At 71.0% G+C, this 21,330-nt stretch carries 22 protein-coding genes; 6 read left to right on the top strand and 16 right to left on the bottom strand.

Annotated features, from left to right (window positions below):
- Positions 1-950, top strand: a 950-nt coding sequence (locus H0488_RS11985) for an MFS transporter (RefSeq protein WP_183099505.1), incomplete at its 5' end; no start/stop codon positions are given.
- Between the two features lies 1 nt (position 951).
- Here the strand turns inward: H0488_RS11985 and H0488_RS23650 are convergent.
- From H0488_RS23650 to H0488_RS11955, 6 genes are read right to left on the bottom strand one after another with little or no spacing between them, the layout of a single operon-like run.
- Positions 952-1,524 (bottom strand): COG4315 family predicted lipoprotein, encoded by a 573-nt coding sequence (locus H0488_RS23650; protein ID WP_220794504.1) that lies wholly within the window; start codon positions 1,522-1,524, stop codon positions 952-954.
- Between the two features lie 32 nt (positions 1,525-1,556).
- Positions 1,557-2,714 carry an acyl-CoA dehydrogenase family protein gene (locus tag H0488_RS11975; protein WP_183099504.1) on the bottom strand — a complete coding sequence of 386 codons (1,158 nt, stop codon included), beginning with the start codon at positions 2,712-2,714 and terminating at the stop codon, positions 1,557-1,559.
- Positions 2,715-2,747: 33 nt separating this feature from the next.
- Positions 2,748-3,776 (bottom strand): phosphotransferase family protein, encoded by a 1,029-nt coding sequence (locus H0488_RS11970; protein WP_312856308.1) that lies wholly within the window; start codon positions 3,774-3,776, stop codon positions 2,748-2,750.
- On the bottom strand, positions 3,773-4,105 hold the full coding sequence (locus tag H0488_RS11965; RefSeq protein WP_183099503.1) for a hypothetical protein: 333 nt from the start codon (positions 4,103-4,105) through the stop codon (positions 3,773-3,775). The genes H0488_RS11970 and H0488_RS11965 overlap by 4 nt, the downstream gene beginning before the upstream one ends.
- Before the next feature lie 7 nt (positions 4,106-4,112).
- Positions 4,113-5,033, bottom strand: coding sequence for an oxygenase MpaB family protein (locus H0488_RS11960; RefSeq protein WP_183099502.1), 921 nt, complete (start codon positions 5,031-5,033; stop codon positions 4,113-4,115).
- Positions 5,026-6,807 carry an AMP-dependent synthetase/ligase gene (locus tag H0488_RS11955; protein WP_183099501.1) on the bottom strand — a complete coding sequence of 594 codons (1,782 nt, stop codon included), beginning with the start codon at positions 6,805-6,807 and terminating at the stop codon, positions 5,026-5,028. Before H0488_RS11955 ends, H0488_RS11960 begins: the two co-directional genes overlap by 8 nt.
- 98 nt (positions 6,808-6,905) lie before the next feature.
- Here H0488_RS11955 and H0488_RS11950 point away from each other — a divergent pair, with 98 nt between their 5' ends.
- Positions 6,906-7,727, top strand: coding sequence for an oxygenase MpaB family protein (locus tag H0488_RS11950; RefSeq protein ID WP_183099500.1), 822 nt, complete (start codon positions 6,906-6,908; stop codon positions 7,725-7,727).
- A gap of 6 nt (positions 7,728-7,733) precedes the next feature.
- Here H0488_RS11950 and H0488_RS11945 read toward each other — a convergent pair whose 3' ends face one another.
- From H0488_RS11945 to H0488_RS11925, 5 genes are read right to left on the bottom strand one after another with little or no spacing between them, the layout of a single operon-like run.
- Positions 7,734-8,714 (bottom strand): alpha/beta hydrolase, encoded by a 981-nt coding sequence (locus H0488_RS11945; RefSeq protein WP_183099499.1) that lies wholly within the window; start codon positions 8,712-8,714, stop codon positions 7,734-7,736.
- Positions 8,707-9,618 (bottom strand): SDR family NAD(P)-dependent oxidoreductase, encoded by a 912-nt coding sequence (locus H0488_RS11940; RefSeq protein ID WP_220794503.1) that lies wholly within the window; start codon positions 9,616-9,618, stop codon positions 8,707-8,709. Before H0488_RS11940 ends, H0488_RS11945 begins: the two co-directional genes overlap by 8 nt.
- Positions 9,615-10,238 (bottom strand): TetR/AcrR family transcriptional regulator, encoded by a 624-nt coding sequence (locus H0488_RS11935; RefSeq protein ID WP_183099498.1) that lies wholly within the window; start codon positions 10,236-10,238, stop codon positions 9,615-9,617. Before H0488_RS11935 ends, H0488_RS11940 begins: the two co-directional genes overlap by 4 nt.
- 37 nt (positions 10,239-10,275) lie before the next feature.
- Positions 10,276-11,466 carry an acyl-CoA dehydrogenase family protein gene (locus H0488_RS11930; protein ID WP_183099497.1) on the bottom strand — a complete coding sequence of 397 codons (1,191 nt, stop codon included), beginning with the start codon at positions 11,464-11,466 and terminating at the stop codon, positions 10,276-10,278.
- Positions 11,466-12,605, bottom strand: a complete 1,140-nt coding sequence (locus tag H0488_RS11925) for an acyl-CoA dehydrogenase family protein (protein ID WP_183099496.1) — start codon at positions 12,603-12,605, stop codon at positions 11,466-11,468. The genes H0488_RS11930 and H0488_RS11925 overlap by 1 nt, the downstream gene beginning before the upstream one ends.
- 143 nt (positions 12,606-12,748) lie before the next feature.
- Here H0488_RS11925 and H0488_RS11920 point away from each other — a divergent pair, with 143 nt between their 5' ends.
- Genes H0488_RS11920 through H0488_RS11910 form a run of 3 tightly spaced genes read left to right on the top strand, consistent with a single transcriptional unit; the run spans position 12,749 to position 15,477 of the window.
- Positions 12,749-13,510 (top strand): MerR family transcriptional regulator, encoded by a 762-nt coding sequence (locus H0488_RS11920; RefSeq protein WP_183099495.1) that lies wholly within the window; start codon positions 12,749-12,751, stop codon positions 13,508-13,510.
- A 15-nt stretch (positions 13,511-13,525) separates the two neighbouring features.
- A complete protein-coding gene (locus tag H0488_RS11915) occupies positions 13,526-14,215 on the top strand; it encodes an Abi-alpha family protein (protein ID WP_183099494.1) in 690 nt (229 codons plus the stop codon).
- Entirely contained in the window at positions 14,212-15,477 is a 1,266-nt protein-coding gene (locus H0488_RS11910; RefSeq protein WP_220794502.1) for a DUF445 domain-containing protein, read from the top strand. The genes H0488_RS11915 and H0488_RS11910 overlap by 4 nt, the downstream gene beginning before the upstream one ends.
- Here the strand turns inward: H0488_RS11910 and H0488_RS11905 are convergent.
- Genes H0488_RS11905 through H0488_RS11890 form a run of 4 tightly spaced genes read right to left on the bottom strand, consistent with a single transcriptional unit; the run spans position 15,467 to position 20,050 of the window.
- On the bottom strand, positions 15,467-16,336 hold the full coding sequence (locus tag H0488_RS11905; protein WP_183099493.1) for an oxygenase MpaB family protein: 870 nt from the start codon (positions 16,334-16,336) through the stop codon (positions 15,467-15,469). The two genes, H0488_RS11910 and H0488_RS11905, sit on opposite strands and share 11 nt — an antisense overlap.
- 12 nt (positions 16,337-16,348) lie before the next feature.
- Positions 16,349-17,809 carry a cytochrome P450 gene (locus H0488_RS11900; protein WP_183099492.1) on the bottom strand — a complete coding sequence of 487 codons (1,461 nt, stop codon included), beginning with the start codon at positions 17,807-17,809 and terminating at the stop codon, positions 16,349-16,351.
- Positions 17,806-18,654 (bottom strand): SDR family oxidoreductase, encoded by an 849-nt coding sequence (locus H0488_RS11895; RefSeq protein WP_183099491.1) that lies wholly within the window; start codon positions 18,652-18,654, stop codon positions 17,806-17,808. The genes H0488_RS11900 and H0488_RS11895 overlap by 4 nt, the downstream gene beginning before the upstream one ends.
- 13 nt (positions 18,655-18,667) lie before the next feature.
- Positions 18,668-20,050 carry an aldehyde dehydrogenase family protein gene (locus H0488_RS11890; RefSeq protein ID WP_183099490.1) on the bottom strand — a complete coding sequence of 461 codons (1,383 nt, stop codon included), beginning with the start codon at positions 20,048-20,050 and terminating at the stop codon, positions 18,668-18,670.
- Between the two features lie 87 nt (positions 20,051-20,137).
- Between H0488_RS11890 and H0488_RS11885 the strand changes: the two genes are divergently transcribed.
- Positions 20,138-20,722, top strand: a complete 585-nt coding sequence (locus H0488_RS11885; protein WP_183099489.1) for a TetR/AcrR family transcriptional regulator — start codon at positions 20,138-20,140, stop codon at positions 20,720-20,722.
- Positions 20,723-20,728: 6 nt separating this feature from the next.
- Here the strand turns inward: H0488_RS11885 and H0488_RS11880 are convergent, their stop codons facing one another.
- Complete coding sequence (locus tag H0488_RS11880) at positions 20,729-21,190, bottom strand: PaaI family thioesterase (protein ID WP_183099488.1); 462 nt, start codon at positions 21,188-21,190, stop codon at positions 20,729-20,731.
- Positions 21,191-21,330: the final 140 nt, after the last annotated feature.

Raw genomic sequence — 21,330 nt, 5'->3', positions numbered from 1 at the left:
GGCGGCTGTCCGACGTCCACGGACGTCGGCCGTTGCTGGTGTTCGGAGCGCTGCTGGCCGCGGCCGGGATGCTGCTCCTGCCGTACGTCGACACCCTCGCCGGCGTGGTCGCGATCCGGCTGGTGCAGGGCGTGGCCGAGGCGGCGTTCTTCGTCGCGGGCTTCGCGCTGCTGGCCGACCTCGCGCCGCCGGCGCGGCTGGGCGAGGCGCTCAGCTACAACTCGCTCGGGCTGTACCTGGGCATCGCCTTCGGCCCGCCGCTCGGGGAGGCCGTGGTCGAGGTCTGGGGCTACACCGAGGCGTGGTGGGTCGCGGGTGTGCTGGCCGTCGCGGCGGCGGTCATCGTCCGCTGGGTGCCCGACACCCGGGGCGCCGGTGGAGACGGCCACGGCAAGCTGATCCACCGCCCGGGCCTCCCGGTCTCGCTCGGCTTCTTCGCCTCGCTCGCCGCGATCAGCGGGTTCCTGGCGTTCGCCGCGCTGTGGTCCGAGGAGGTCGGCCTCGACAACACGTCGCTCGCGCTCGTCGCCTACGGCATGGTCATCGTGGCCTGCCGGATCGTCTTCGCCCGGGTGCCCGACCGGGTGCCGTCGCTGCCCTTGGCCACCGGGTCGCTGGTCGCGATCGCGGCCGGTCTGGGGATCCTGGTCGCCTGGCAGTCAGGGGCGGGTCTGATCGTCGGCGTCGTGGTGATGGCGGTCGGTGTGACGTTCTCGACGCCGGCCTTCTTCTCGGCGATCTTCGCGACCGCCACCCCGGGCGAGCGCGGCGCCGCGGCCGGCACCGCGTCGGCGTTCATCGACCTGGGCCTCGGGTTCGGTCCGATCGCGCTCGGGCTGGTCGCCCGCGAGCAGGACCTGTCCTGGGCGTTCGGCGTCGGCTGCGCGATCGCGTTGGCAGGTGCGGCTTGGATGGCGCTGTTGACGCTGCGGGAGCGGGCAGCGGCCTGACTCATCCCGGAGGTGCTGCGTCGCCGCCCGGCTGGACGACGTACCAGTTGCCCCCGTTGAGGAAGACGTCGTGGCACAGGACCTCGTGCTTGCCCTCGTGGGCGTAGAAGTAGAGCGGGTGGTCGTTGTAGGTGACCTGGAGCCGACCGTCGGCCCGCTCCGTGGTCCCGAGCAACGACGCGTCGACGCCGTCGCCCGCCACCGGGGCGCCCTCGGTGAACACCGGCGGCCACGCCACGGCACAGTCGTCGTAGCACTGCGCCTCCGCGGTCGTCTCGACGTCGAAGAGGTAGATCGCCTGACCGGTCTCGTCGAAGAGCATCGGGCCGAACTCGCTGTCGTCGACGACGATCCGGGTGCCGTCGGCGGCGGGAGGTGACGAAGTCTCCGTCGGTTCCGAGGTCTCGGTCGGACCGGCCGTGCGCGTCGGCGTCTGCTCCGGTGCGCTGGAGGACGCCCGTGTCTCGGCGGACGACGGGGCCGACGTCGGGTCGTCGGCGTCGGGTTCCGGGTCGTCGCCGCAGGCGGCCAACAGCACGAGACAGCCGAGCAGGGTGCCGAACCGGGTCCTCATGGCGCACATTGTGACACCGGGCCGAGCCGGCCTCAGTCGCGCAGGATCCGGCTCGCGATCGCGTGCTGGTGCACCTCGGTCGGCCCGTCGTACAGGCGGAACGCCCGGACGTCGCGGAAGAACCCGGCCACGGGCGTCTCGTCGCTGATGCCCATCCCGCCGAGCACCTGGACGCACCGGTCGGCGACCTTGAACAGCTCCTCCGACACCATCGCCTTGACCATCGAGCTCTCGTGGCGGCCCTGCTGGCCCTGGTCGAGGATCCAGCACGCCCACCAGATCATCAGCCGGCACTTCTGGATCGCGATCTCGTTGTCGGCGAGCATGAAGCCGACGCCCTGGTGCTGGCCGATCGGCTTGCCGAACGCGGTGCGGGTCTTGGCGTAGTCGACCGCGATCGACTGGGCGCGGACCGCGCCGCCGAGCCACCGCATGCAGTGGGTGAGCCGTGCGGGCGCCAGCCGGAGCTGCGCGTAGCGGAACGCCTCGCCCTCCTCCCCGAGCAGCGCCGTCGCCGGTAGGTGCAGGTCGTCGAAGAGGACCACGCAGTGTCCTTCGACGTAGTTGCGGTCCATCGTGTCCATGGTGCGCTCGATGACGATGCCGGGGGTGTCGCCGTGGCAGAGGAACAGCGTGGCTCCGGCGCCCTCGAGGTCGGCCATGATGATCCAGGTCTTGGCGCCGTTGGCGCCGGTGATCAGCCACTTGCGGCCGTTGATCACGTAGCCGTCGCCGTCGCGTACGGCGGTCGTCGCGAGCTGCCGTGGATCGGAGCCCGCCCCGCCCGGCTCGGTCATCGCGAACACCGACCGCTGGCGGCCGGCGATCATCGGCCACAGGAACTCCTCGGCCTGCGCGGGGTCGGCGATCTTGTCGAGCAGGAACATGTTGCCCTCGTCGGGGGCCGCGCAGTTGAGTGCGACCGGCCCGAGCGCCGACCAGCCAGCCGCCTCGAACAGGATCGCCTGCTCGAGGTGCGTCGCCGCCCGCTCCTGGCCCTCCTGGGCCGCCTGGAAGGTGAGCAGGCCGGCCTTGCGGGCCAGGTCGACCAGCTCGTTGCGGAGGTCCTCGGTCGGGCCGTGCTGCGTCATCCGGGGGTCCGTCTCGAACGGGACCACCTGCTCGGAGACGAACTCGAGCACCTCGTCGCGGCGCGCGGCGAGGTCGGCGGGGATCTCGAAGTCGATCATGGTTGCCCTTCGGTCGGCATGGGTGTGGGTGGGTCAGTTCTGCTGGACCAGCGCGTGCGCGCGGTCGAAGAGGCGCTGGGCCGTGGTGTGCAGGCGGTCGCCGACCTCGGTCGGCGCCAGGCCCGAGAGCGCACGGGCGTGGCTGCCCTCGAGGACGATGCCGAGCTTGAAGCAGGCGAGCACGACGTACCAGTCGAGGGCCGAGAGGTCGCGGGTGCTGCGCTCGGCGTACCGCTGCGCCAGCTCGTCGCCGGTCGCGAGGCCGCCGGCCCGGGTGAGCGCGCCGGCGAACTCGTCGGGCGCGCCGGGCAGGTCCCAGGTGGCGAGCAGCCAGCCCAGGTCGAGCAGCGGGTCGCCGATGGTGCACATCTCCCAGTCGACGACCGCGACCACGTCCGGGCCGTCGGGGGAGAAAATCACGTTGGCGGCGTGGAAGTCGCCGTGCAGGATGCCGGGCCGCCACGACGACGGCCGGTTCTCCTCGAGCCAGGCCGCGACCTCGTCGACCGGTCCGATGTCCGGTCCGGGATAGGCCGGGAAGTCGTCGTACGACGCGAGCTCGGCCAGCCACCGCGGCACCTGCCGCTCGAGGAAGCCCTCGGGCTTGCCGAAGTCGTCGAGCCCGACCGCCTCGTGGTCGACGCCGGCGAGCGCGGTGAGGGCGTCGACGAGGCGCAGACCCATCTCGTGGCGGATCGAGGCGTCAGCCGCGTGCGCAGGCGGGAGGCCGATGCTGGCGTTGAAGCCGTCGACCGGCTCCATCAGGTAGAAGACGGCGCCGCCGAGCACGGCCTCGTCGTCGCACGCGGCGATCAGCGCCGGGTGCGCGACACCCGTGCCGGCGAGGCTCCGCAGCACCCGACACTCGCGCCGGATGACGTCGTTGCTGCGGGGGCGGAGGTGCTCCGGCCCGCGGCGCAGGACGTAGGGGCGGCCGTCCCGCTCGAAGCGCAGCATCACGTTCTGGGTGCCGCCGGAGATGGGGGAGACGGCCTCGATCGGCCCGCGCCCGAGCCCCTGTCCGTCCATCCAGAGCTCGACCGCGCGGAGGCTCCCGGTCACTCCTTCGACCGCACGCGACGGACGCTGTCGCGAGCCAGCGTGATCGGCGAGGTCACCAGCTGGATGGACTCCATCGTCTTCGCCAGGTCGGTGATCAGGGTGTCCAGCTTCTCCGCGGTGCCGTCGATGGTCTCGGCCGCGTGGGAGAACCGGTCGAGGGCCTGGCCGAAGCGGTCGAGGGTGGCGTTGAACTCCGACAGGACGCCGGTGAAGGTCTCCAGCAGCGGGCCCATCTCCACGGCCACCTCGTCGACGCGGCTGAGCGTCTGGTCGACGTCGAGGACGGTCTTGATCCGGTTGCCGAGGGTGCGCTTGGTGTGGTCGGTCATGCCTCGATCAGACCATCGGACGGCCGAGGCGGCGGCGGATCTCGAGGTTCCACATCATCGCGTTCATCGGGAACACGCGCAGGAAGTGCGGCAGCGGGCGGGAGATCCTGCCGATGACGGCCAGCATCCGGTCGTGCCGGCGCTGGTCGCGCTCGTCCCAGTCCAGGCCGAGCTGCTGGCGGACCGGATCGGGCAGGAAGCCGGCGTTGAGCCACAGGTGCAGCGGGCCGACGGCGCGGCCGAGCGGCGCGGGCAGCATGTCCATCCGCATCAGCCCGCGGAGGTAGCCGCCGACCCGTTCGTCGATCTGGATCCGGTCGACGCCTTCCTCCCAGTAGGCCCAGAAGTCCTCTGGCGTCTTGTGCCACATCTCCTGCGGCACCTGGAGGGTGGTGCCGATCCGGGCACCGGCCCGCAGGATCACCGCCTCCTCCTCGCGGGAGAGCGGGCCGTGCATCCGGGTGAAGGCGTCGACGGTCCCGTAGTAGATGCAGCTGGCCACCCAGAGCTGGAGGTCGCGGTTGAAGGCGTTGTACTTCACCGGGCTCTCGGGGGTGGACCGCACCTGCCGGTGCTGCCCGTTGATCGCCTCCCGGTAGGCCAGGCGCTGGGTGTGGTTGCCGAGCAGCGCGATGCCGAGGTAGCCGACCGTGGTGCGGAAGCGCTTGAACGGGTGCTTGGTCACCTTCCCGCTGTCCACCCGGCTCTCGACCACGCCGTAGCCGACCTCGGGCCAGCCGAGCTGCAGCGCCACGTTGGCCGGACCGGCGATGAAGACGACGATGCCGTCCATCTTGCGGCGCAGCAGCGCGAGCTCCTCGGCGCGTTCGGCCTTCTGCGCGGCGCGGATGAAGCTCGCCGACTCCTCGCCCGCCGTGGGATCGGCGACGAGGTCGTGGGAGCCGAGCGGCCTCGCTGCGTCAGGCATAGAGCGCGTCGATCTCGGGCGCGTACTTCTCGGCGATCGGCCGGCGCTTGAGCTTCATGGTCGGGGTGAGCTCGTCGCCACCCGGCTCCCACGTCGACGGCAGGATCGCGAACTTCTTGATCTGCTCGACCCGGGCGAGCTTCTCGTTCGCCTGGTCGATGCCGCCCTGGATGAGCGCCTTGACGGTCTCGTCCTCGGCGAGGACGGCGGGGGAGGCGTCAGGGAGGCCGACCTTGGCGGCGTACGCCGCGCAGGCGTCGGGGTCGAGGGTCAGCAGCGCGGTCACGAACGGCCGGTCGTCACCGACCGCGACGACGCTCATCACCAGCGGGCAGGCGACCTTGACCGCGCCCTCGATGTTCTGCGGCGACATGTTCTTGCCGGCCGCGTTGATGATCAGCTCCTTCTTGCGGTCGACGATCTTGACGTAGCCGTCGCCGTCGATGGTGGCGATGTCGCCGGTGTGCATCCAGCCGTCGCTGTCGATGGCCTCCGCCGTCCGGACCGGGTCGTTGCGATAGCCCTTCATCACCAACGGACCCCGCACGAGCAGCTCGCCGTCCTCGGCCAGCGAGATCTCCGACCCGCCGGGCACGACCTTGCCGACGGTGCCGATCCGGATGCCGTCGGGCGGGTTCATCGTCACGACCGCCGACGTCTCGGACATCCCCCAGACCTCGAGCACGGGGACGCCGAGCGCCAGCATGAACGCCAGCGCGTCGGGCGCGATGGCGGAGGCGCCGGTGGCGGCCACCCGCACCTGGTCGAGGCCCATCCGCTCCCGCAGCTTGCCGAGCACCAGCTTCTCCGCGAGCCGGTGCTGCACCTTGAGGGCGAGCGGCACGGGCTTGCGGTCGGACTTCAGCCAGGCGACCTTGGTGCCGGTCGCGATCGCCCAGTTGGCGATCTTGCGCTTCTTCTCGTCGGGCTCCGCGGCCAGCGCCGCCTCGATCCCGGCCTTGACCTTGTACCAGACCGCCGGCACGGCGCCGAAGAACGTCGGGCGCACCAGCGGCAGCGTCGCGACCAGCTGCTTCGGGTCGGCCACCGTGGTGATCTGGATGCCGTAGCGCATGTTGTTGTAGTGCGCGCCCCAGCGGTTGGCGATGTGCGCGTCGGGCAGGTACGACACGAGCTTGTCCTCGTGCGACAGCGGGAAGTACCCGTGCAGGGCATCCATCTCCGCCAACAGGTTCGCGTGCGTCAGCTCCACGCCCTTGGGCGGTCCGGTCGTGCCCGAGGTGTAGATGAGGGTGAGCACGTCGGACGGCTCGACCGCCTGCCAGGCCGCGTCGAAGTCGAAGTCGGGGTCGCCGCTCGCCTCCAGCTCTGCCAGCGTCATCACACCGTCGGCGTCGCTGCCGGGGTCGTCGACGCAGATGAAGTGCTCGACCTGACCGGCCGTGTTGGCCAGGACCAGCTTGTCGAGGAACTGCTTCTCGGTGATCACGACCTTGTTGCCCGCGTTGCTGAACAGGTAGGCGATCTGGTCGGTGGCCAGCGTGTTGTAGATGGAGAACGGCGTCGCGCCCGTGTGCAGCGCTCCGGTGTCGACGACGTGGAACTCGGGTCGGTTCGTCAGCATCAGGGCGACCGTGTCGCCCCGGCCGACGCCGAGACCGGCGAGGCCGGCCGCGACCTTGCGCACCCGCGCGGCGTACTCGCCCCAGGTGAGGGAGACGCTGTCGTCGGGGGTGCGGAGCGCGACCGCGTCCGGGTGGGCGGCGGACGTCCGCTGGAAGGCGGCGCACAGGGTGCGGATGTCGGACTTCATCCGGGAAAGGTACCGGCCGTCGGCCATTTCTGACAACGGTCATGTCCAACTTGTGGGCGGTGCTGGCGCGACCCCGGTCGACGGCGCAGGCTAGGCCCATGACGAACGACCGGCCCTTCGACATCCGCGACCACATGGTGGGTCCGGCGGGCTTCCTCGGTTCGGCGGCCAACGTGATCATGCAGCTCGGCTGGCGCGAGGTCGGCTACGGCGTCGTCGAGAGCAAGGTCGACAGCGGCAACGTCATGCTCCATCCCTGGAAGCGGCTGCGGACCACGATCAGCTACCTGGTCGTGGCCCTGTTCGGGAGCGAGGCCGACCGCGCGGCGTACCGCGAGGCCGTCAACCGGTCGCACGTGTCGGTGCGCTCCGGGCCCGACAGCCCGGTGCGCTACAACGCCTTCGACCCGGCGCTGCAGCTGTGGGTCGCGGCGTGCCTCTACATCGGCTTCCGCGACATCCGGGTCGCCCTGCTCGGGCCGATGACGGAGGCCGACGCCGACGGCCTGTACGCCTACTGCAGCCGGCTCGGGACCAGCCTGCAGGTGCCGGCCGAGAGCTGGCCCGCCGACCGGGAGGCGTTCGAGAAGTACTGGGCCGAGGGCCTGGCCCGGGTCCGGTACGACGAGCCGGTGCGGCAGCACCTGATGGCGCTCGTGGAGCTGGAGATGATCCCGCGCTGGATGCGGTGGGGGAACCGGTCGCTGAACCGGTTCGCCACCATCGGCTTCCTCCCGCCGGAGTTCCGCGACGCCATGGGCCTCACCTGGACCCCGCAGCAGCAGCGTCGGTTCGAGCGGATGCTCGGCGGGCTGCGGTTCGTGTCGCGGCGGCTGCCGCGGTGGGTGCGGATGCTCCCCATCCAGCTGCAGCTCGCCGAGGTCCGGTTCCGGATCCGCCGGGGCTGGCGGCTGACCTGAGCGGACTCAGCTCGCCTCTGCGCCGCCCCGGGCGACACCCAGGGTCGCGATGAAGCCGGCGATCTCGTCCAGCGCCGCTCCCGACTCGGGGAGGAAGCCGAGCAGCTGGAAGACGTGGATCTGACCGGGCCAGACCTGGAGCTCGCACGCGCCGCCGAGCGCGACCTGGGCCGCGGCGAACAGCTCGGCGTCGGCGCTCATCATCTCGCTGCCGCCGGCCTGGATCAGCATGGGCGGCAGGTCCGGGCCGGCCTCCTGCACGACGTCGAGCCGGGGGTCGGTGAGGTCGGCGCCCCGCAGGTAGTGGCCGATCAGCCGCTTGGCGCCCCGGGGCGTGCAGGTGGTGTCGCGGACGCGCCGCGCCGCGCTCGCGGCGGTGTCGAACGACGCGTCGACCAGCGGTGACAGCAGCACCAGCCCGGCGGGCATCGGGAGCCCGCGCCGGCGCAGCTCACCGCAGAGGGCGAGCGCCATGTGACCGCCCGCGGAGTCGCCGGCCACCACGATGTCCTCGGCACGGAACCCCTGGTCCAGCAGCCAGAGGAAGCCGCTCACCACCGCGTCGTGCGCCTTGGGGAACCGGTGCCGCGGCGCGAGCGGGTACTCCACGGAGAACGCCGGCCGCCCCGTGCGGCGCACCAGCCGGGACACCAGCAGCCGGTGCGTCGCGGTCGAGCACGCGACGTACGCGCTGCCGTGGACGTAGTAGACGATCGGCGTCCCCGGCGTCGGCTGGTCGGCGACCCACTCGCCCACCACGCGCCGGCTCCGGTGCGTCGTGCGGACCGGCGTGTGGTCGACCGTCGCGCGCATCGTCGCCATGCCGAGCCGCACGACGGTCCGGAACGTGTGGGCGCCGAGGACGTGGCGCGGGGTGAGCATGCTGAGCGGGTACGTCGTGAGCCGGGCAGCCCGGCGGACGTGCCTGCTCTGCCGGGACGGCCGGCGTCCGGCCGCGGTGTTGGTGATCGTCACCTGGTCAACCATCGGACCCTCCTCGGTCGCCGCGAGCGGCCGGTGAGTCCGGCATCGCGCGGTGGAACCCGTGCAGCAGCTGTCGGGAGAACCCGGGCGTGACGGTGTTGCCGAAGGTGACCGCGGTCCCGAGCATCGTGCCGACGTGGTCGGGCCGTCGGCGGATCGCCTCGCACAGCATGTCGACAGCGTCGTCGACCGAGAGCGCCCGGAAGCCGCGCCACCCCGTGGGGCCGCTCATCTCGGTGTCGACCAGGGGCAGGTGGACGGTCGTGAAGGAGATGCCGTCGGCGAGGCACTCCACGGCCGCGATCCGGGTGAACGCGTCGAGGGCGGCCTTGGAGGCGATGTAGGCGGAGAAGCGCGGCAGGTCGCCCTGCACGCCCAGCGACGAGCTGGTGACGACGTGTCCCGACCGGCGCTCGCGCATCGCGGGCAGCAGCCGCAGCTGCAGGCCCACGGCGCCGAGGTAGTTGATCCGCAGCGCCCGCTCGTAGTCGTGCAGCCGGCGCTCGGACCGCGCGATGGAGCGCCGGATCGAGCGGCCGGCGTTGAGCACCAGTACGTCGGGGGCGCCGTGCTCCGCGAGCACCCGGTCCGCGAGGGCGTCGATGCCGTCGTCGGTCGCCAGGTCGGCGGGGAGCGCGTGGGCCATCCCGCCGGCGCTCGCGATCTCGGCGCAGAGCGCGTCGAGCTCGGCCGCGCGCCGGGCCGTCACCAGGACCGTCGCGCCCTCGCCGGCGAGCCGGAGCGCGAGCCCGCGGCCGATGCCGCTGGAGGCGCCGGTGATCAGCACCGTCCGCCCGCGCACCCGGCTGGAGAGTCGCGGCCCGAACGGGCGTCGGTGGGGACGGGTCAACGTGTTGATCGTCGTGCGGGTCAACCGCGCCCCGGCCCGCCCCCTGGGGCGGCTCACGGCACGCTCATCCGCTGGACCGACGACGCCAGCAGGCTGCCGGCCAGCTCGACGAGGGCGTCGTCGGAGACGGCGACGTCGCCGTTCAGGACGGCGTGGGTGACCTCGAGCGCCCCGCCCACGGCGTACAGCACGGCGACGCGCGCGCCGGTGGTGTCGACCAGGTCTCCGAACTCCTGGCCGAGGAAGGCGAGCATCGTGTCGGCGTACGACATCACGATCTTGCGGCGAGCCTCCATCAGCCCGGCCGTCCCCGAGGCGACCGCCAGCAGCGCCCGGGCCTTGCGGGGATCGTCCTGGAACACCGAGTAGGCGCCCTCGAAGGCGGTCCGGCACGCGGCCTGCAGGTCGGCCGGCGCCCGCTCGGCCAGCGCCGCGGCACCCTCGACCGCGATCTCGTCGGCGACCTGGGTGAGCAGGGCGAGCTGGAGCTCGTCGAGGTTCACGAAGCTCTCGTAGAAGTAGCGCGGGGTGAGCCGGGCGATGGTGCAGACCCGTCGCACGCTGATGTCGGCGTCGTCGCCGCCCAGGCACTCGAGGGCGGCTTCGAGGAGGGCGCTGCGGCGGCGCTCGCGCCGGTCGTCCGCCGCGACGCCGCGATACGGACGCTGGATCCCCATGCGGCCGAGCCTAGTGGGGACCCAGCGCCCGAGTGGCTCAATACGACTTCGGCAGCCCGAGCATCGAGGTGCCGATGTGGGCGAGGACCAGCTGCTCGGCGACCGGGATGTTCTTGCCGATCCGGGCGTCGCGCAGCCATCGCTCGACCGGGTACTCCTTCGAGTAGGCCATTCCGCCGAGCGTCTGGAAGGCCTGGTCGGCCGCCTCCCAGGCGACCTGCGCCCCCGTCAGCTTCGCGACGTTGGCCTCGTTGCCGCAGGGGAGGCCCTGGTCGAAGAGCCAGGCCGCCTTGTAGGTCATCAGCCGGCCGAGCTCGGTCTTCGCCTTGATCTGCGCGAGTGGGAACTGGATGCCCTGGTTGGCGCCGATCGGGCGGCCGAAGACCACCCGCTCGGTGGCGTACTTCGCGGCGTACTCGAGCGCGGCGTCGGCGCCGCCGACGCCACCGGCCGCGGCCAGGATCCGCTCCGGGTTCAGCACGTCCCACAGGACCATGAACCCGGCGTCGACCTCGCCGATGACGTTGCGGGCGGGCACCCGCACGTCGTCGAAGAAGACCTGGCTGGAGTAGAGGATGTTGCTGCCCATCTTGGGGATCGGCGTGTAGGAGAGCGTGCCGGCGGCGAGCGCCTCCTTGACGTCGATCAGGAACAGCGTGAAGCCGTTGGTGCGCGGCTTCGCCTCGGCGGCCGGGATGGTGCGGGTCACCGCGACCATCCAGTCGGCGTTCTCCACGTTGGAGATCCAGACCTTCTGGCCCTTGATCAACCAATCCCCATCTTTGGCGTCCCCGTCGCGTCGGGCCGAGGTCGTGATCTCGATCGCGTTGCTGCCGGCGTCCGGCTCGGTCAGCGCGAAGCAGAACTGGACGTCGCCCGCGGCGATGCCCGGCAGGATCGCCTGCTTCTGCTCCTCCGTGCCGTGCCGGACGAGGGTGGTCGCGCCGAAGCCGGGCGTCGTCACGTAGAAGAAGCTGCCGGCGCCGCCGCCGGACGCGCACAGGGTCTCGTTGGCGATCGCGACCTCGAGCAGACCCTGCCCGCCGCCGCCGTACTCCTCGGGGATGTTGAGGCCGAACCAGCCGCCCTTCCCGAGGTCGGTGAAGACCTCGATCGGGAAGCGGTGTGCCTCCTCGCACTCGGACCAGTAGGCGTTGTCGTACTTGGCTGCGACGGCCCGCACGCCGTCGCGTACGGCGAGCGCGGTGTCGGGGAGGTTGAAGTCCATCAGAGCCCCAGGCTCCGTCCGATGATCTCCTTCTGGATCTCGGTCGTGCCGCCGTAGATCGTCGAGATCCGGCTGTCGAGGTAGGCCCGCGCGATCGGGTACTCGAGCATGTAGCCGTAGCCGCCGTGGAGCTGGACGCCCTGGTTGACCAGCTTGTTCTGCAGCTCGGTCGCCCAGTACTTCGCCTGCGACGCCTCGACGGCGTCGAGCTTGCCGGCGACGTGCTTGCGGACGCAGTCGTCGACGAAGACCCGGGTGATCTTGGCCTCGGTGGCCATCTCCGCGATCAGGAACCGGTTGTGCTGGAACTTGCCGATCGGCTTGCCGAACGCCTCGCGGGTCTTGGCGTAGTCGAGGCACATCTCGACCACGGACTCGCACGCGGCGGCGGCCTGGGCGGCGATGATCAGCCGCTCCTGCGGCAGGTTCATCATCAGCGAGATGAACCCGCTGCCCTCGGCGCCGAGGAGGTTCTCCTTGGGCACCCGGACGTCGGTGAAGCTGAGCTCGGCGGTGTCCTGCGCGTGCATGCCGATCTTGTCGAGGTTGCGGCCGCGCTCGAAGCCCTCCATCCCGCGCTCGACGACCAGCAGGCTGATGCCCTGGTGGCCGGCGTCGGGGTTGGTGCGCGCCACCACGATCACCAGGTCGGCGTGGATGCCGTTGCTGATGAAGGTCTTGGACCCGTTGAGCAGGTAATGGTCGCCCTGGTCGACCGCCGTGGTGCGGATGCCCTGGAGGTCGGAGCCGGCGCCCGGCTCGGTCATCGCGATCGCGGTGATCGTCTCGCCCGTGACGCAGCCGGGGAGCCAGCGCTGCTTCTGCTCCTCGGTGCCGAGGGAGGTGATGTAGGGGACGATGATGTCGCTGTGCACCGAGAAGCCGGGGCCGTTCGAACCGGCCCGGGTCTGCTCCTCGGAGACCACCACGTTGAACCGGAAGTCGTCGATGCCCGGGCCGCCGTACTCCTCCGGCACGTCGAAGCAGAGCAGCCCGGCCTCGCCGGCCTTGAGCCACAGCTCGCGCGGGACGATGCCGTCGCGCTCCCACTGCTCGTTGTTGGGCGTGACCTCCTTGGCGAAGAAGGTCCGCACGGACTCACGGAAGTCCTCGTGCTCGGGAAGGAAGAGCTCGCGCATGGTGTGGGAATCCTGTCGTGGCTGAAGAGATGGATAGGGTCGTCGATTGCGACAGTGGGGAACAACAACTACTGTGACAGTAGCACTGTCACAATGCAACGGCGACGGGTCGCAGGACCAGGGGAAGTGAGCGGAGGCACAGCGTGTCGGTCGAGGCCCAGTCAGCCCAGTCAGCCCAGTCAGCCCAGTCGGCCCAGTCGGCGCCGTCGGCAGAGCTGACGGTCGACGAGCTGGCGGCCGCCACCGGGATGACCGTGCGCACCGTCCGCTACTACGCCGGGCTCGGGCTCATCCCGCCGCCGACCCGCCGGGGGCGGCAGGCGTTCTACTCCGACACGCACGCGGCCCGGCTGAAGCTGGTCCGGGCCCTGCAGGACCACGGGCTGAGCCTGACGGCGATCGAGGACTACCTGGCCCGGTTCCCGGTCGACGGCGACGCCGACGAGCTCGCCGTGCGCGCGCTGGCGCTCACCACCTGGTCGGCGCAGCCGCCCGAGCGGATGGGTCGCCCCGAGCTCGACCAGCGGGCGGGCCGCCCGCTCGACGAGGCCGCGCTCGAGGTGCTCCTCACGCTGGGCGTCGTGGAGCGGGACGGGGAGGAGTTCGAGCTGCAACCGGGCTTCGACGCCGCGGTCAAGCTGTTGGGCCTGGGCATCAGCGTCGACGGGATCACCGCTGCCGGGATCGCGGTCAGGGAGCACACGGAGGCGCTGGCCGAGGAGCTGACCGAGATCTTCGCGCGCCAGGTGATCGGTCCCTACCGCGCCCAGGAGCAGCACACCTCCGAGGAGGCCGCGGCCTTCCAGGCGACGATCGTCCAGCTGCGCCAGCTCACGCTCGAGGCGGTCGTCTCCGGCTTCCAGCGCGCCTCCAACCAGGTGATCAACCGGTCGCTCCGCGGCTAGCGATACTTTCCGACCATGGCGCTGCCCTTCAACCCGTTCGGCCTGGTGGCCCCGGCCACCCGCACCGCTCTCAAGACCGGTTCGCAGGTGGCGAGCTGGACCGAGCGGCAGGTGCTGGGCGCGCTCCGGTCCCGCCTCGACGTGGCCGCCCCGCCGCGGCCGCCGCTGGCCATCTCGGCGGGTGGCGCGGCGGGCGGTGCGAGCCGGCCCTCGGAACCGCTGCAGAGCAAGATGGACCGGCTGCTCGACCGGGCGCTGGAGCAGAACAGCCGCACCGGCCAGCAGGAGCTGTTCCACAAGATCATCGACCAGCTGGTGCCGGACGAGGCCCGGATCATCGGTGCGCTCTCGGACGGTTCGGTCTCGCCGATGATGCACGTGTTCGCCCGGACCGTCACCGGGATCGGCGGTGAGCCGATCCTCGAGAACGCCGCCCTGGTCGGCAAGATGGCCAACGTCTCGCTGCCGCAGCTGACCCCGGTCTACATCAGCCACCTGCTGTCGCTGGGCCTGCTCGAGACCGGTCCGGAAGACCCGCGGCTCAAGGACGACTACCAGATCCTCGGGGCCGACAGCGCCGTCCTGCGGGCGCTCAAGAAGGGCAAGCGGGGGCCGTTGGAGGCTCGGGTCGAGCGGTACACCGTCCGGCTGTCGGTGCTGGGCCAGGACCTCTGGGCGGCGGCCACCACCGGCGGCCTCGGGTGATCCCTCTCGCCACCGGGATGGTCCAGACCTGGGCCGAGATCCAGGACGACTTCTCGGCCAACTGGATCATCTACGCCACGATGCCGTTGGTGGCGGCGTTCATCGGCTACATCACCAAGCTGCTGGCGCTGCAGATGATGTACCGCCCGCTCGAGTTCCGCGGCCTCGGACCGTTCGGGTGGCAGGGGCTGGTCCCGCGCCGCGCCGGCAAGGTCGCCGCCACGACGATCGAGCTGCTCACCGAGAACCTGCTCCGGCCCGAGGAGCTGCTCGACAAGATCGACGCCGAGGAGGCCGTCGAGGAGATCCGCGAGCCGCTCACCGAGGCGATCGACGTGGTGGTACGCGACCTCGCCGACCAGCTCCGGCCGGGGCTCTGGGACGCGCTGCCCGAGGCCGGTCGCGAGGCGCTCAAGGCGCGGGTGCACCGGCAGGCGCCGAAGATCGTCGACAACATCGTCAACGAGATGCGGGCGGACCTGGGCCAGTTCCTCGACCTGCAGTTCCTCGCCGTGACGATCCTGGTGAAGAACAAGGACCAGCTCAACGAGCTGATCAAGTCCGTGGCGGCGGACGCGATGACCTTCGTACGTCGCAGCGGGGTGGTCTTCGGGTTCGCGATCGGATTCGTCCAGCTCGCGTGCTGGGCCTACTTCCACAACCCCTGGATCATGCCGGCGTTCGGCTTCCTCGTCGGCTTCGTGAGCGACTACGTGGCGCTCAACATGCTGTTCCGGCCGCTGGAGCAAAAGCGGGTCCTCGGCATCTTCCCGGTCCACGGCGTGCTGCACGCCAAGCGCGACAAGATCACCCGGGGCTACGCCCGCATCCTGGCCCAGGACATCTTCGCGCCCGAGGTGATCTTCGAGGCCATCCTCAACGGCCCGACCGCGGACCGGCTGTTCTCGACGATCGAGCGGGAGATCTCGGCCGCCATCGACGCCCAGGCCGGCGTCGCCCAGCCCCTGGTGCGGCTCGCGGTCGGCACCCAGCGCTACCGGGCGGCCAAGGACGCCGTGGTGGCACGGGTGATCGAGCTCATCCCGGACACGATGTCGCAGGCGCACGGCTACGCCGCGCGCACCTTCGACGTCGAGAACCTGATCGTCGACAAGATGAGCCAGCTCACCAGCGCCGAGTACGAGTCGATCATGCGCCCGGTGTTCAAGGACGACGAGTGGCTGATGATCTCGGTGGGTGCCGTGCTCGGCGGCGTGGTCGGCGAGATCCAGGTGCTCGTGATCGAGCACTTCACCCTGTAGCCAGCAGCCGGGTCGGCTCCTCGCTCTCGCGTCGCCAGGCCCGCCGCGCCTGGGGCAGCAGCCGCGCCTGCAACGGCAACCGGCCGAACGTGTGCTGGATGCTGGCGCCGAGCGCGCGCAGCCGCAGCTCCTCGGCGTTGGTCCACCCCAGCTCCATCCGGTCGCGCAGCGCGGGTGGGAGCGTGCCGCGGAGCACCCACGCCATCGCGTCGAACTGCGCGTCCGACACCGGCCGCCACAACAGCTCGGGCAGGTACCTCGACGGCGACGGCCCGAAGATCCCGCTCTTGGTCCGGTTGAACGTCCCGCGCGCGATGGCGTTGGGCACCAGCACCGACGAGATCGTGTGGTCCCAGTACTCGCGGAACTCGCCGTACGTCGTGGGCGTGCCTGCCGCGGACACCCCGTAGAGCGAGTACCACTGCCGCGACTCCTGGAACAGCTGTTCCTTGGCGCCGTCGGAGAGCGGCTTGCCGAAGTGCTCGCGCAGCGCGATCTGCATCTCGAAGAAGGTCGCGTGCGGCCAGTAGAAGACCTCGGGCGTCAGCGCGCTGTAGCGGTTGCCGTCGGGCAGCACACCCTTGAGCGGTCGGTGGTAGTCGCGCACCCGCGCGGCGGTCGCGCGCGCGTCGGCGTCGTAGACGACGCCGAGGATCTGGGGGAGCGACCGGAGGATCCGCTTCATCGGACCCTGGAAGTAGGTCGAGTCGTGCTCGCGGAGCGCCTGGTCGATCGCCGGGTGCATGGTCTGGAGCAGGCCGGCGCGCATCCCGACCAGCAGCATCCGCTGGTCGCCGAAGAGCCGCCAGGTCAGCGAGTCGGGTCCGAGGGGTACGCCGAGCAGCAGTGGGTGGGTCATCGTCGGTCCCTGTCAGTCGTTCGGAGCGAGCCGGCGCAGCGTGACCGGGAAGTCGTCGGTCGGCATCACCAGCGACGTGTGGTCCCACTCGATCTCGTAGTCGGCCGGGATCTCGAACTCGTAGGTCGTCAGCATCGTGTGCAGCAGCGCCTTGACCTCGTTGGTGCCGAAGGCCATCCCGATGCACTTGTGCGCCCCGCCGCCGAACGGCACGTAGCCGTAGCGGTGCGCCTTGTGCTCGTTGCGCGGCTCGGCGTAGCGGAGCGGGTCGAACTCGTCGACGTTGACCCAGTGGTCGCCGATGTTGTGGATGGCGCCGGGGGCCACGACGACGATCGTGCCCTTCGGGATGAAGCGACCGACCAGCTCGGTGTCCGCGGTCGACTTCCGGACGAGTGCCGGCACCGGAGCGACCAGGCGCATCGTCTCGTTGAAGACCAGGTCCAGGGTCGTGAGGCTGTCGAGCTGGTCGATCGTCGGCGTCGCCGTCCCGAGGGCGAGCGACTCGGCGCGAGCCTTGTCCTGCCACTCCGAGTGCTTCGCGAAGTAGTAGGTCATCCCGGTCGCCGTGATGGTCGAGGTGTCGTGCGCCGCCATCATCAGGAAGATCATGTGGCTCACGATGTCGTCGTCGGTGAACTTCATCCCGTCGTCGGTCTCGACATGACAGAGCGCGGCGAACAGGTCGTCGTCGTCCGACGCCCGCTTGGCCGGGATCCGGGCGCGGAAGTAGGCGTCGAGCTTGCGGCGTCCGGCGAGGCCCCGGTTCCACCGGGTGTGCAGCAGCGGGACCTCGGTGCGGATCAGGCCGGTGCCGGCCCGGACCGCGTCGATGAACGCCTGGGTGAGGCCCTGGGTCTCGTCGTTCGGCTGTGCGGCTGAGGGGGTGCCCATGAAGATCTCGGTGGCGACATCGAGCGACAGCGACTTGACCGCCGGATACATCAGCATCGGCTCGTCGGTCGGCCAGCTGGGGACGGTCCGGCCGATGATCGCCTCGATCCGGCCCTGGTAGGCCTCGAGCCGCGGGCGGGTGAACGCCTCCTGCATGATCCGCCGGTGCAGGAGGTGCTCCTGCCCGTCGAGCAGCATCAGCCCGCGCTTGAAGAACGGCCCGATGAAGTACTCCCAGCCGGACTGCGAGTAGACCTTGCCCTTGTTCTGGAGGACCTCCTGCACGGCGTCCGGACCGATCACGATCGCGACCTTGGTGCCGAAGGCGCGGATCCAGAAGACGTCGCCGTACTTCTCGTGCATCACGGGGGACGAGTCCCAGCCGTCGCGGATCATCTCCAGCGTCTTGCCGACCACCGGCAGGCCGAGCTCGCCCATCACCGGCTGCAGGCCGCTCCCGGTGGGCGGCTCGGCAAGGGCGACCGGCGCGGTGCCGACCCGGTCGCCGACGGCCTTCAGCAGCCCGTCGCCGGGGAAGTGGAGGAGGGTTGGCTTCTTCATCAGGTTCATCAGGTTCATCGGGCTTCCTTCCCGGTCGCACGTGCTTCGTACGACGAGCGCTCCGGCTTCTCGAGGGCATCCATGAACACGTGGTCGGCACCCATCCGCTTGCCGATCCACTGGCCGACGCCGAACGGCAGCAGCCGGGTGATGTTGAGCAGTGGGCGGGCGGAGCGGGGCACGTAGACCTCGAACCGCGGCTTCACGACGGTGGCGACGATGGCGTCGGCCACGGACTCCGGCGTGATCGCACGGAACGCCGGCATGTCCTCGACCCCGGCGGTGAGCTCGGTGCGGGTGATCCCCGGCATCACGACCGAGAAGTCGAGCCCGCGGGGGTGCAGCTCGGCGTACGCGCCCTCGGTGTACTGGATCACCGCGGCCTTCGACGCGCAGTAGGTGGCGCTGCCGGCGATGCCCGCCTTGCCTGCCGTCGACGCGACGTTGACGATGTGCCCGCGGCCACGCGGCAGCATCCGGCGCGCGGCCTCGCGGGTGCCGTGGATCATGGCCCGGGTGTTGATCGCGAAGATCCGGTCGATGGTGGCGTCGTCCTCGTCGAGGAGGCCCGACAGCGGCATCACGCCGGCGTTGTTGATGTAGACGTCGATCGGGCCGAGCGTCGACTCGATGGTGTCCATGAAGTCGGTGACGCTGTCGACCGAGGTGACGTCGAGCGGGAGCGCGAGGGCGTCGCCGCCGATCCGTTCCGCGGTCGCCTTGGCGATGTCGAGGTCGATGTCGCCCAGGGCGACCCGCGCTCCTTCCCTGGCGAGGGCGGCGGCCGTGGCCGCGCCGATGCCCCGCCCGGCGCCGGTGATGGCGATGACGCGTCCGGCGAGGCCGCCGCTGGTTGAGCTCATGAAGGTGTCCTTCTCAGTAGACGAAGCGGGCGAGTCGTTCCTTGATCGCGGTGTAGGGCGCCTTGGCGAGGGCGGGCTCGACGAAGAACCACGGCCGGCGGTAGACCGCGCGTCGGTGGCTGAACGTCTCGAACCCCCACTTGCCGTGGTAGGACCCGTAGCCGCTCTCGCCGACGCCGCCGAACGGCAGGGACGGGGGGAAGACCTGCATCATCGTGTCGTTGACGCAGGCGCCCCCCGAGGTGGTCTCCGCCAGCACCCGGTCGGCGTTGCGCCGGGAGAAGACGTAGAGGGCGAGCGGGTGGTCGCCGGCGTTGACGTGTGCGATCGGCTCGCTGACGTCGTCGAAGCCGAGCACCGGGAGGACGGGACCGAAGATCTCCTCGCCCATCAGCGCCGCGTCCGGCTTCACGCCCGTCACGACGGTCGGTGCGACGTACCGCGCCTCGACGTCGACGGTGCCGCCGACGGGTACGTCGTCGTACCCGCCGCCCTCGAGCAGGGCGCCGATCCGCGCGGTGTGGCGCTCGTTGACGATCCGGCCGAAGTCGGCGCTCTGACGCGGTTCCTCGCCGTAGCGCTCACGGACCTCCGCGGCCAGCCTTGCGACGAGCTCGTCGTGCACGTCGTGGTGGACCCACACGTGGTCGACGGCGATGCAGGTCTGGCCGGCGTTCGACCACTTCGCGAACGCGATCCGGCTGGCCGCCTGCTTGAGGTTGGCGTCCTTGTCGACGATCGCAGGGCTCTTGCCGCCGAGCTCCAGCGTGGTGGGAGTCAGGTGACGGGCCGCGGCCTCGGCGACGACCCGGCCGACGGTGCCGTTGCCGGTGTAGAGGATGTGGTCGAACCGCTGCTGCAGCAGCGCGGTCGTCTCCTCGACGCCGCCCTCCACGAACGCGATCGCGCTCGGGTCGAGGTACTCGGCGGCGAGCTGGGTGATCAGCGCCGATGTCGCCGGCGCCAGCTCGGACGGCTTGCAGACGACGGCGTTGCCGGCCGCGAGGGCGGCAGCGAGGGGCGTGGCGAGGAGGTAGACGGGGTAGTTCCACGGCGCGACGACGAGGACGACGCCCCGGGGCTGGTGCTGCACGCTCGCCCGGCCCGGCCGGAACGCCAGCGGCAGTCGCGCGGTCGAGTCCTTCGCCCAGCCGCCCAGGTGCTTGCGCAGGTGGTCGGCCTCGCCGGCGGACGCGGCGATGTCGCCGGCCCAGGCCTCGAACCGGGGCTTGCCGAGGTCCTGGGCGAGCGCGGTGAGGAGGGCGTCCTCGTTGTCGGTGAGCATCCGCGACAACGCGCGGAGCTGGTCGCGACGCCAGTCCAGGTCGCGCGTCCGGCCGCTGTCGAACGTCGTGCGCAGCCGGGTGACCAGCTGTTCGGCCGCTGCAGGCGACATGGGACCTCCACGCTGAGGTGAGTCATGCAGTGATAGAAACTTGGCCGGAATCTATCACCGTGACGGCGACGCCGCTAGGGTTGCGGCATGGACGCCACCACGGCGCGGATCCTGGAAGCGGCCTACGTAGCCCTGTCGAAGGGCGGGGTGCGACGGACCACGATGAACCAGATCGCCGACGCCGCGGGCGTCGGCGTCGCCACGGTCTACCGTCGGTTCCCGCGCAAGATGCAGCTGGTGGAGGCCCTGCTGCTGCACGAGGCCGCGAAGGTGGTGGGCGTCGTCGATCGCGCGATCGCGGACGAGGGGACGGTCGAGGAGCAGGCCGCCGCCGGGTTCACCGCGTTCGCCCACGCGGTCGCCGACCGCGAGCTCCTGGTCCGGCTGCTCCGGGGCGACAGCGACTACGACGGCGAGACGGTGCCGCCGGGCGAGCTGGCCGACCAGATCACGGCGATGGTCCGCGACTACCTCGCAGCCTGGATCCGCGACCTGCAGGCGGCCGACCGCTACCTCGGCCTCGATGCCGACGTGGTGGCCGAGATCTACGCCCGCCTGGCGCTCAGCCTGGTGCTGGCACCGGAGGGCAGGATCCCCATGCACGACGATGCGGCGACGCGCGCGTTCGCGACGACGTACCTGGTGCCCCTGCTGGGCGACGAGCGCGGGTAGCCCGGCTCAGCCGAGCTTGCGGAGCTGGTTGACCGCGCGGGTCGTCGCCACCACGGTGCCGTTGCCGTCGACGATCTCGGCCTCGATGACGAACTCCGACTTGCCGTTCGCCAAAGCCTCGCGGGGGACCCGCTCGATGTCGTCGGGCGCCATCGTCGCGGTGGCGCGGACGTCGCCGATGCCGGGCCGGTGGAACTTGATCTCGGCCGACTTCACGAGCGGCACGAACCCGGCGAGCTCGCCCTGGAGGTCGAAGGTCGCCTGGGGGACGATCCCGCCGAGGACCTCGGCGGCGGTGAAGAGCGAGCCGGCGTAGAGGACGCCGAAGTGGTTGCCGTTGGGGCCCGCCGGGAGCTCGACCGTCGCGTGCCCGACGCCGGCCTCGACCACCCGGATCCCCATCGCCCCCAGGATCGGGATGGCCTGCTGGACGAAGGCCGTCGCTTCCTCCGGTGTCGTGTCCATCATGATCGGGCCACCTCCTCGGTGTGACGGGCGTGGTCGACGATCTCTCCGGTGATGGCCGGCCAGAGCGCCTCCGGCAGGTCGTGGCCCATGCCGGGGTAGGTGACCAGGCGGGCACCCGGTACGGCGTCGGCCGGCGCGCG

Origin of the sequence: Nocardioides pelophilus, from assembly GCF_014180685.1 — a bacterium.
Taxonomy (GTDB): domain Bacteria; phylum Actinomycetota; class Actinomycetes; order Propionibacteriales; family Nocardioidaceae; genus Nocardioides; species Nocardioides pelophilus.
This window is presented reverse-complemented; position numbering and strand designations above follow the sequence as displayed.

Excerpts from the sequence above, each read along its gene's own strand:
- H0488_RS11950 (WP_183099500.1), top strand. The coding sequence starts at position 6,906 with ATGACGAACGACCGGCCCTTCGACATCCGCGACCACATGGTGGGTCCG.
- H0488_RS11955 (WP_183099501.1), bottom strand. The coding sequence starts at position 6,807 with ATGAAGTCCGACATCCGCACCCTGTGCGCCGCCTTCCAGCGGACGTCC.
- H0488_RS11965 (WP_183099503.1), bottom strand. The coding sequence starts at position 4,105 with ATGACCGACCACACCAAGCGCACCCTCGGCAACCGGATCAAGACCGTC.
- H0488_RS11890 (WP_183099490.1), bottom strand. The coding sequence starts at position 20,050 with ATGTCGCCTGCAGCGGCCGAACAGCTGGTCACCCGGCTGCGCACGACG.
- H0488_RS11880 (WP_183099488.1), bottom strand. The coding sequence starts at position 21,190 with ATGATGGACACGACACCGGAGGAAGCGACGGCCTTCGTCCAGCAGGCC.
- H0488_RS11960 (WP_183099502.1), bottom strand. The coding sequence starts at position 5,033 with ATGCCTGACGCAGCGAGGCCGCTCGGCTCCCACGACCTCGTCGCCGAT.
- H0488_RS11915 (WP_183099494.1), top strand. The coding sequence starts at position 13,526 with ATGGCGCTGCCCTTCAACCCGTTCGGCCTGGTGGCCCCGGCCACCCGC.
- H0488_RS11925 (WP_183099496.1), bottom strand. The coding sequence starts at position 12,605 with ATGCGCGAGCTCTTCCTTCCCGAGCACGAGGACTTCCGTGAGTCCGTG.
- H0488_RS11900 (WP_183099492.1), bottom strand. The coding sequence starts at position 17,809 with ATGAACCTGATGAACCTGATGAAGAAGCCAACCCTCCTCCACTTCCCC.
- H0488_RS11945 (WP_183099499.1), bottom strand. The coding sequence starts at position 8,714 with ATGGTTGACCAGGTGACGATCACCAACACCGCGGCCGGACGCCGGCCG.
- H0488_RS11885 (WP_183099489.1), top strand. The coding sequence starts at position 20,138 with ATGGACGCCACCACGGCGCGGATCCTGGAAGCGGCCTACGTAGCCCTG.
- H0488_RS11895 (WP_183099491.1), bottom strand. The coding sequence starts at position 18,654 with ATGAGCTCAACCAGCGGCGGCCTCGCCGGACGCGTCATCGCCATCACC.
- H0488_RS11975 (WP_183099504.1), bottom strand. The coding sequence starts at position 2,714 with ATGATCGACTTCGAGATCCCCGCCGACCTCGCCGCGCGCCGCGACGAG.
- H0488_RS23650 (WP_220794504.1), bottom strand. The coding sequence starts at position 1,524 with ATGAGGACCCGGTTCGGCACCCTGCTCGGCTGTCTCGTGCTGTTGGCC.
- H0488_RS11935 (WP_183099498.1), bottom strand. The coding sequence starts at position 10,238 with ATGGGGATCCAGCGTCCGTATCGCGGCGTCGCGGCGGACGACCGGCGC.
- H0488_RS11930 (WP_183099497.1), bottom strand. The coding sequence starts at position 11,466 with ATGGACTTCAACCTCCCCGACACCGCGCTCGCCGTACGCGACGGCGTG.
- H0488_RS11905 (WP_183099493.1), bottom strand. The coding sequence starts at position 16,336 with ATGACCCACCCACTGCTGCTCGGCGTACCCCTCGGACCCGACTCGCTG.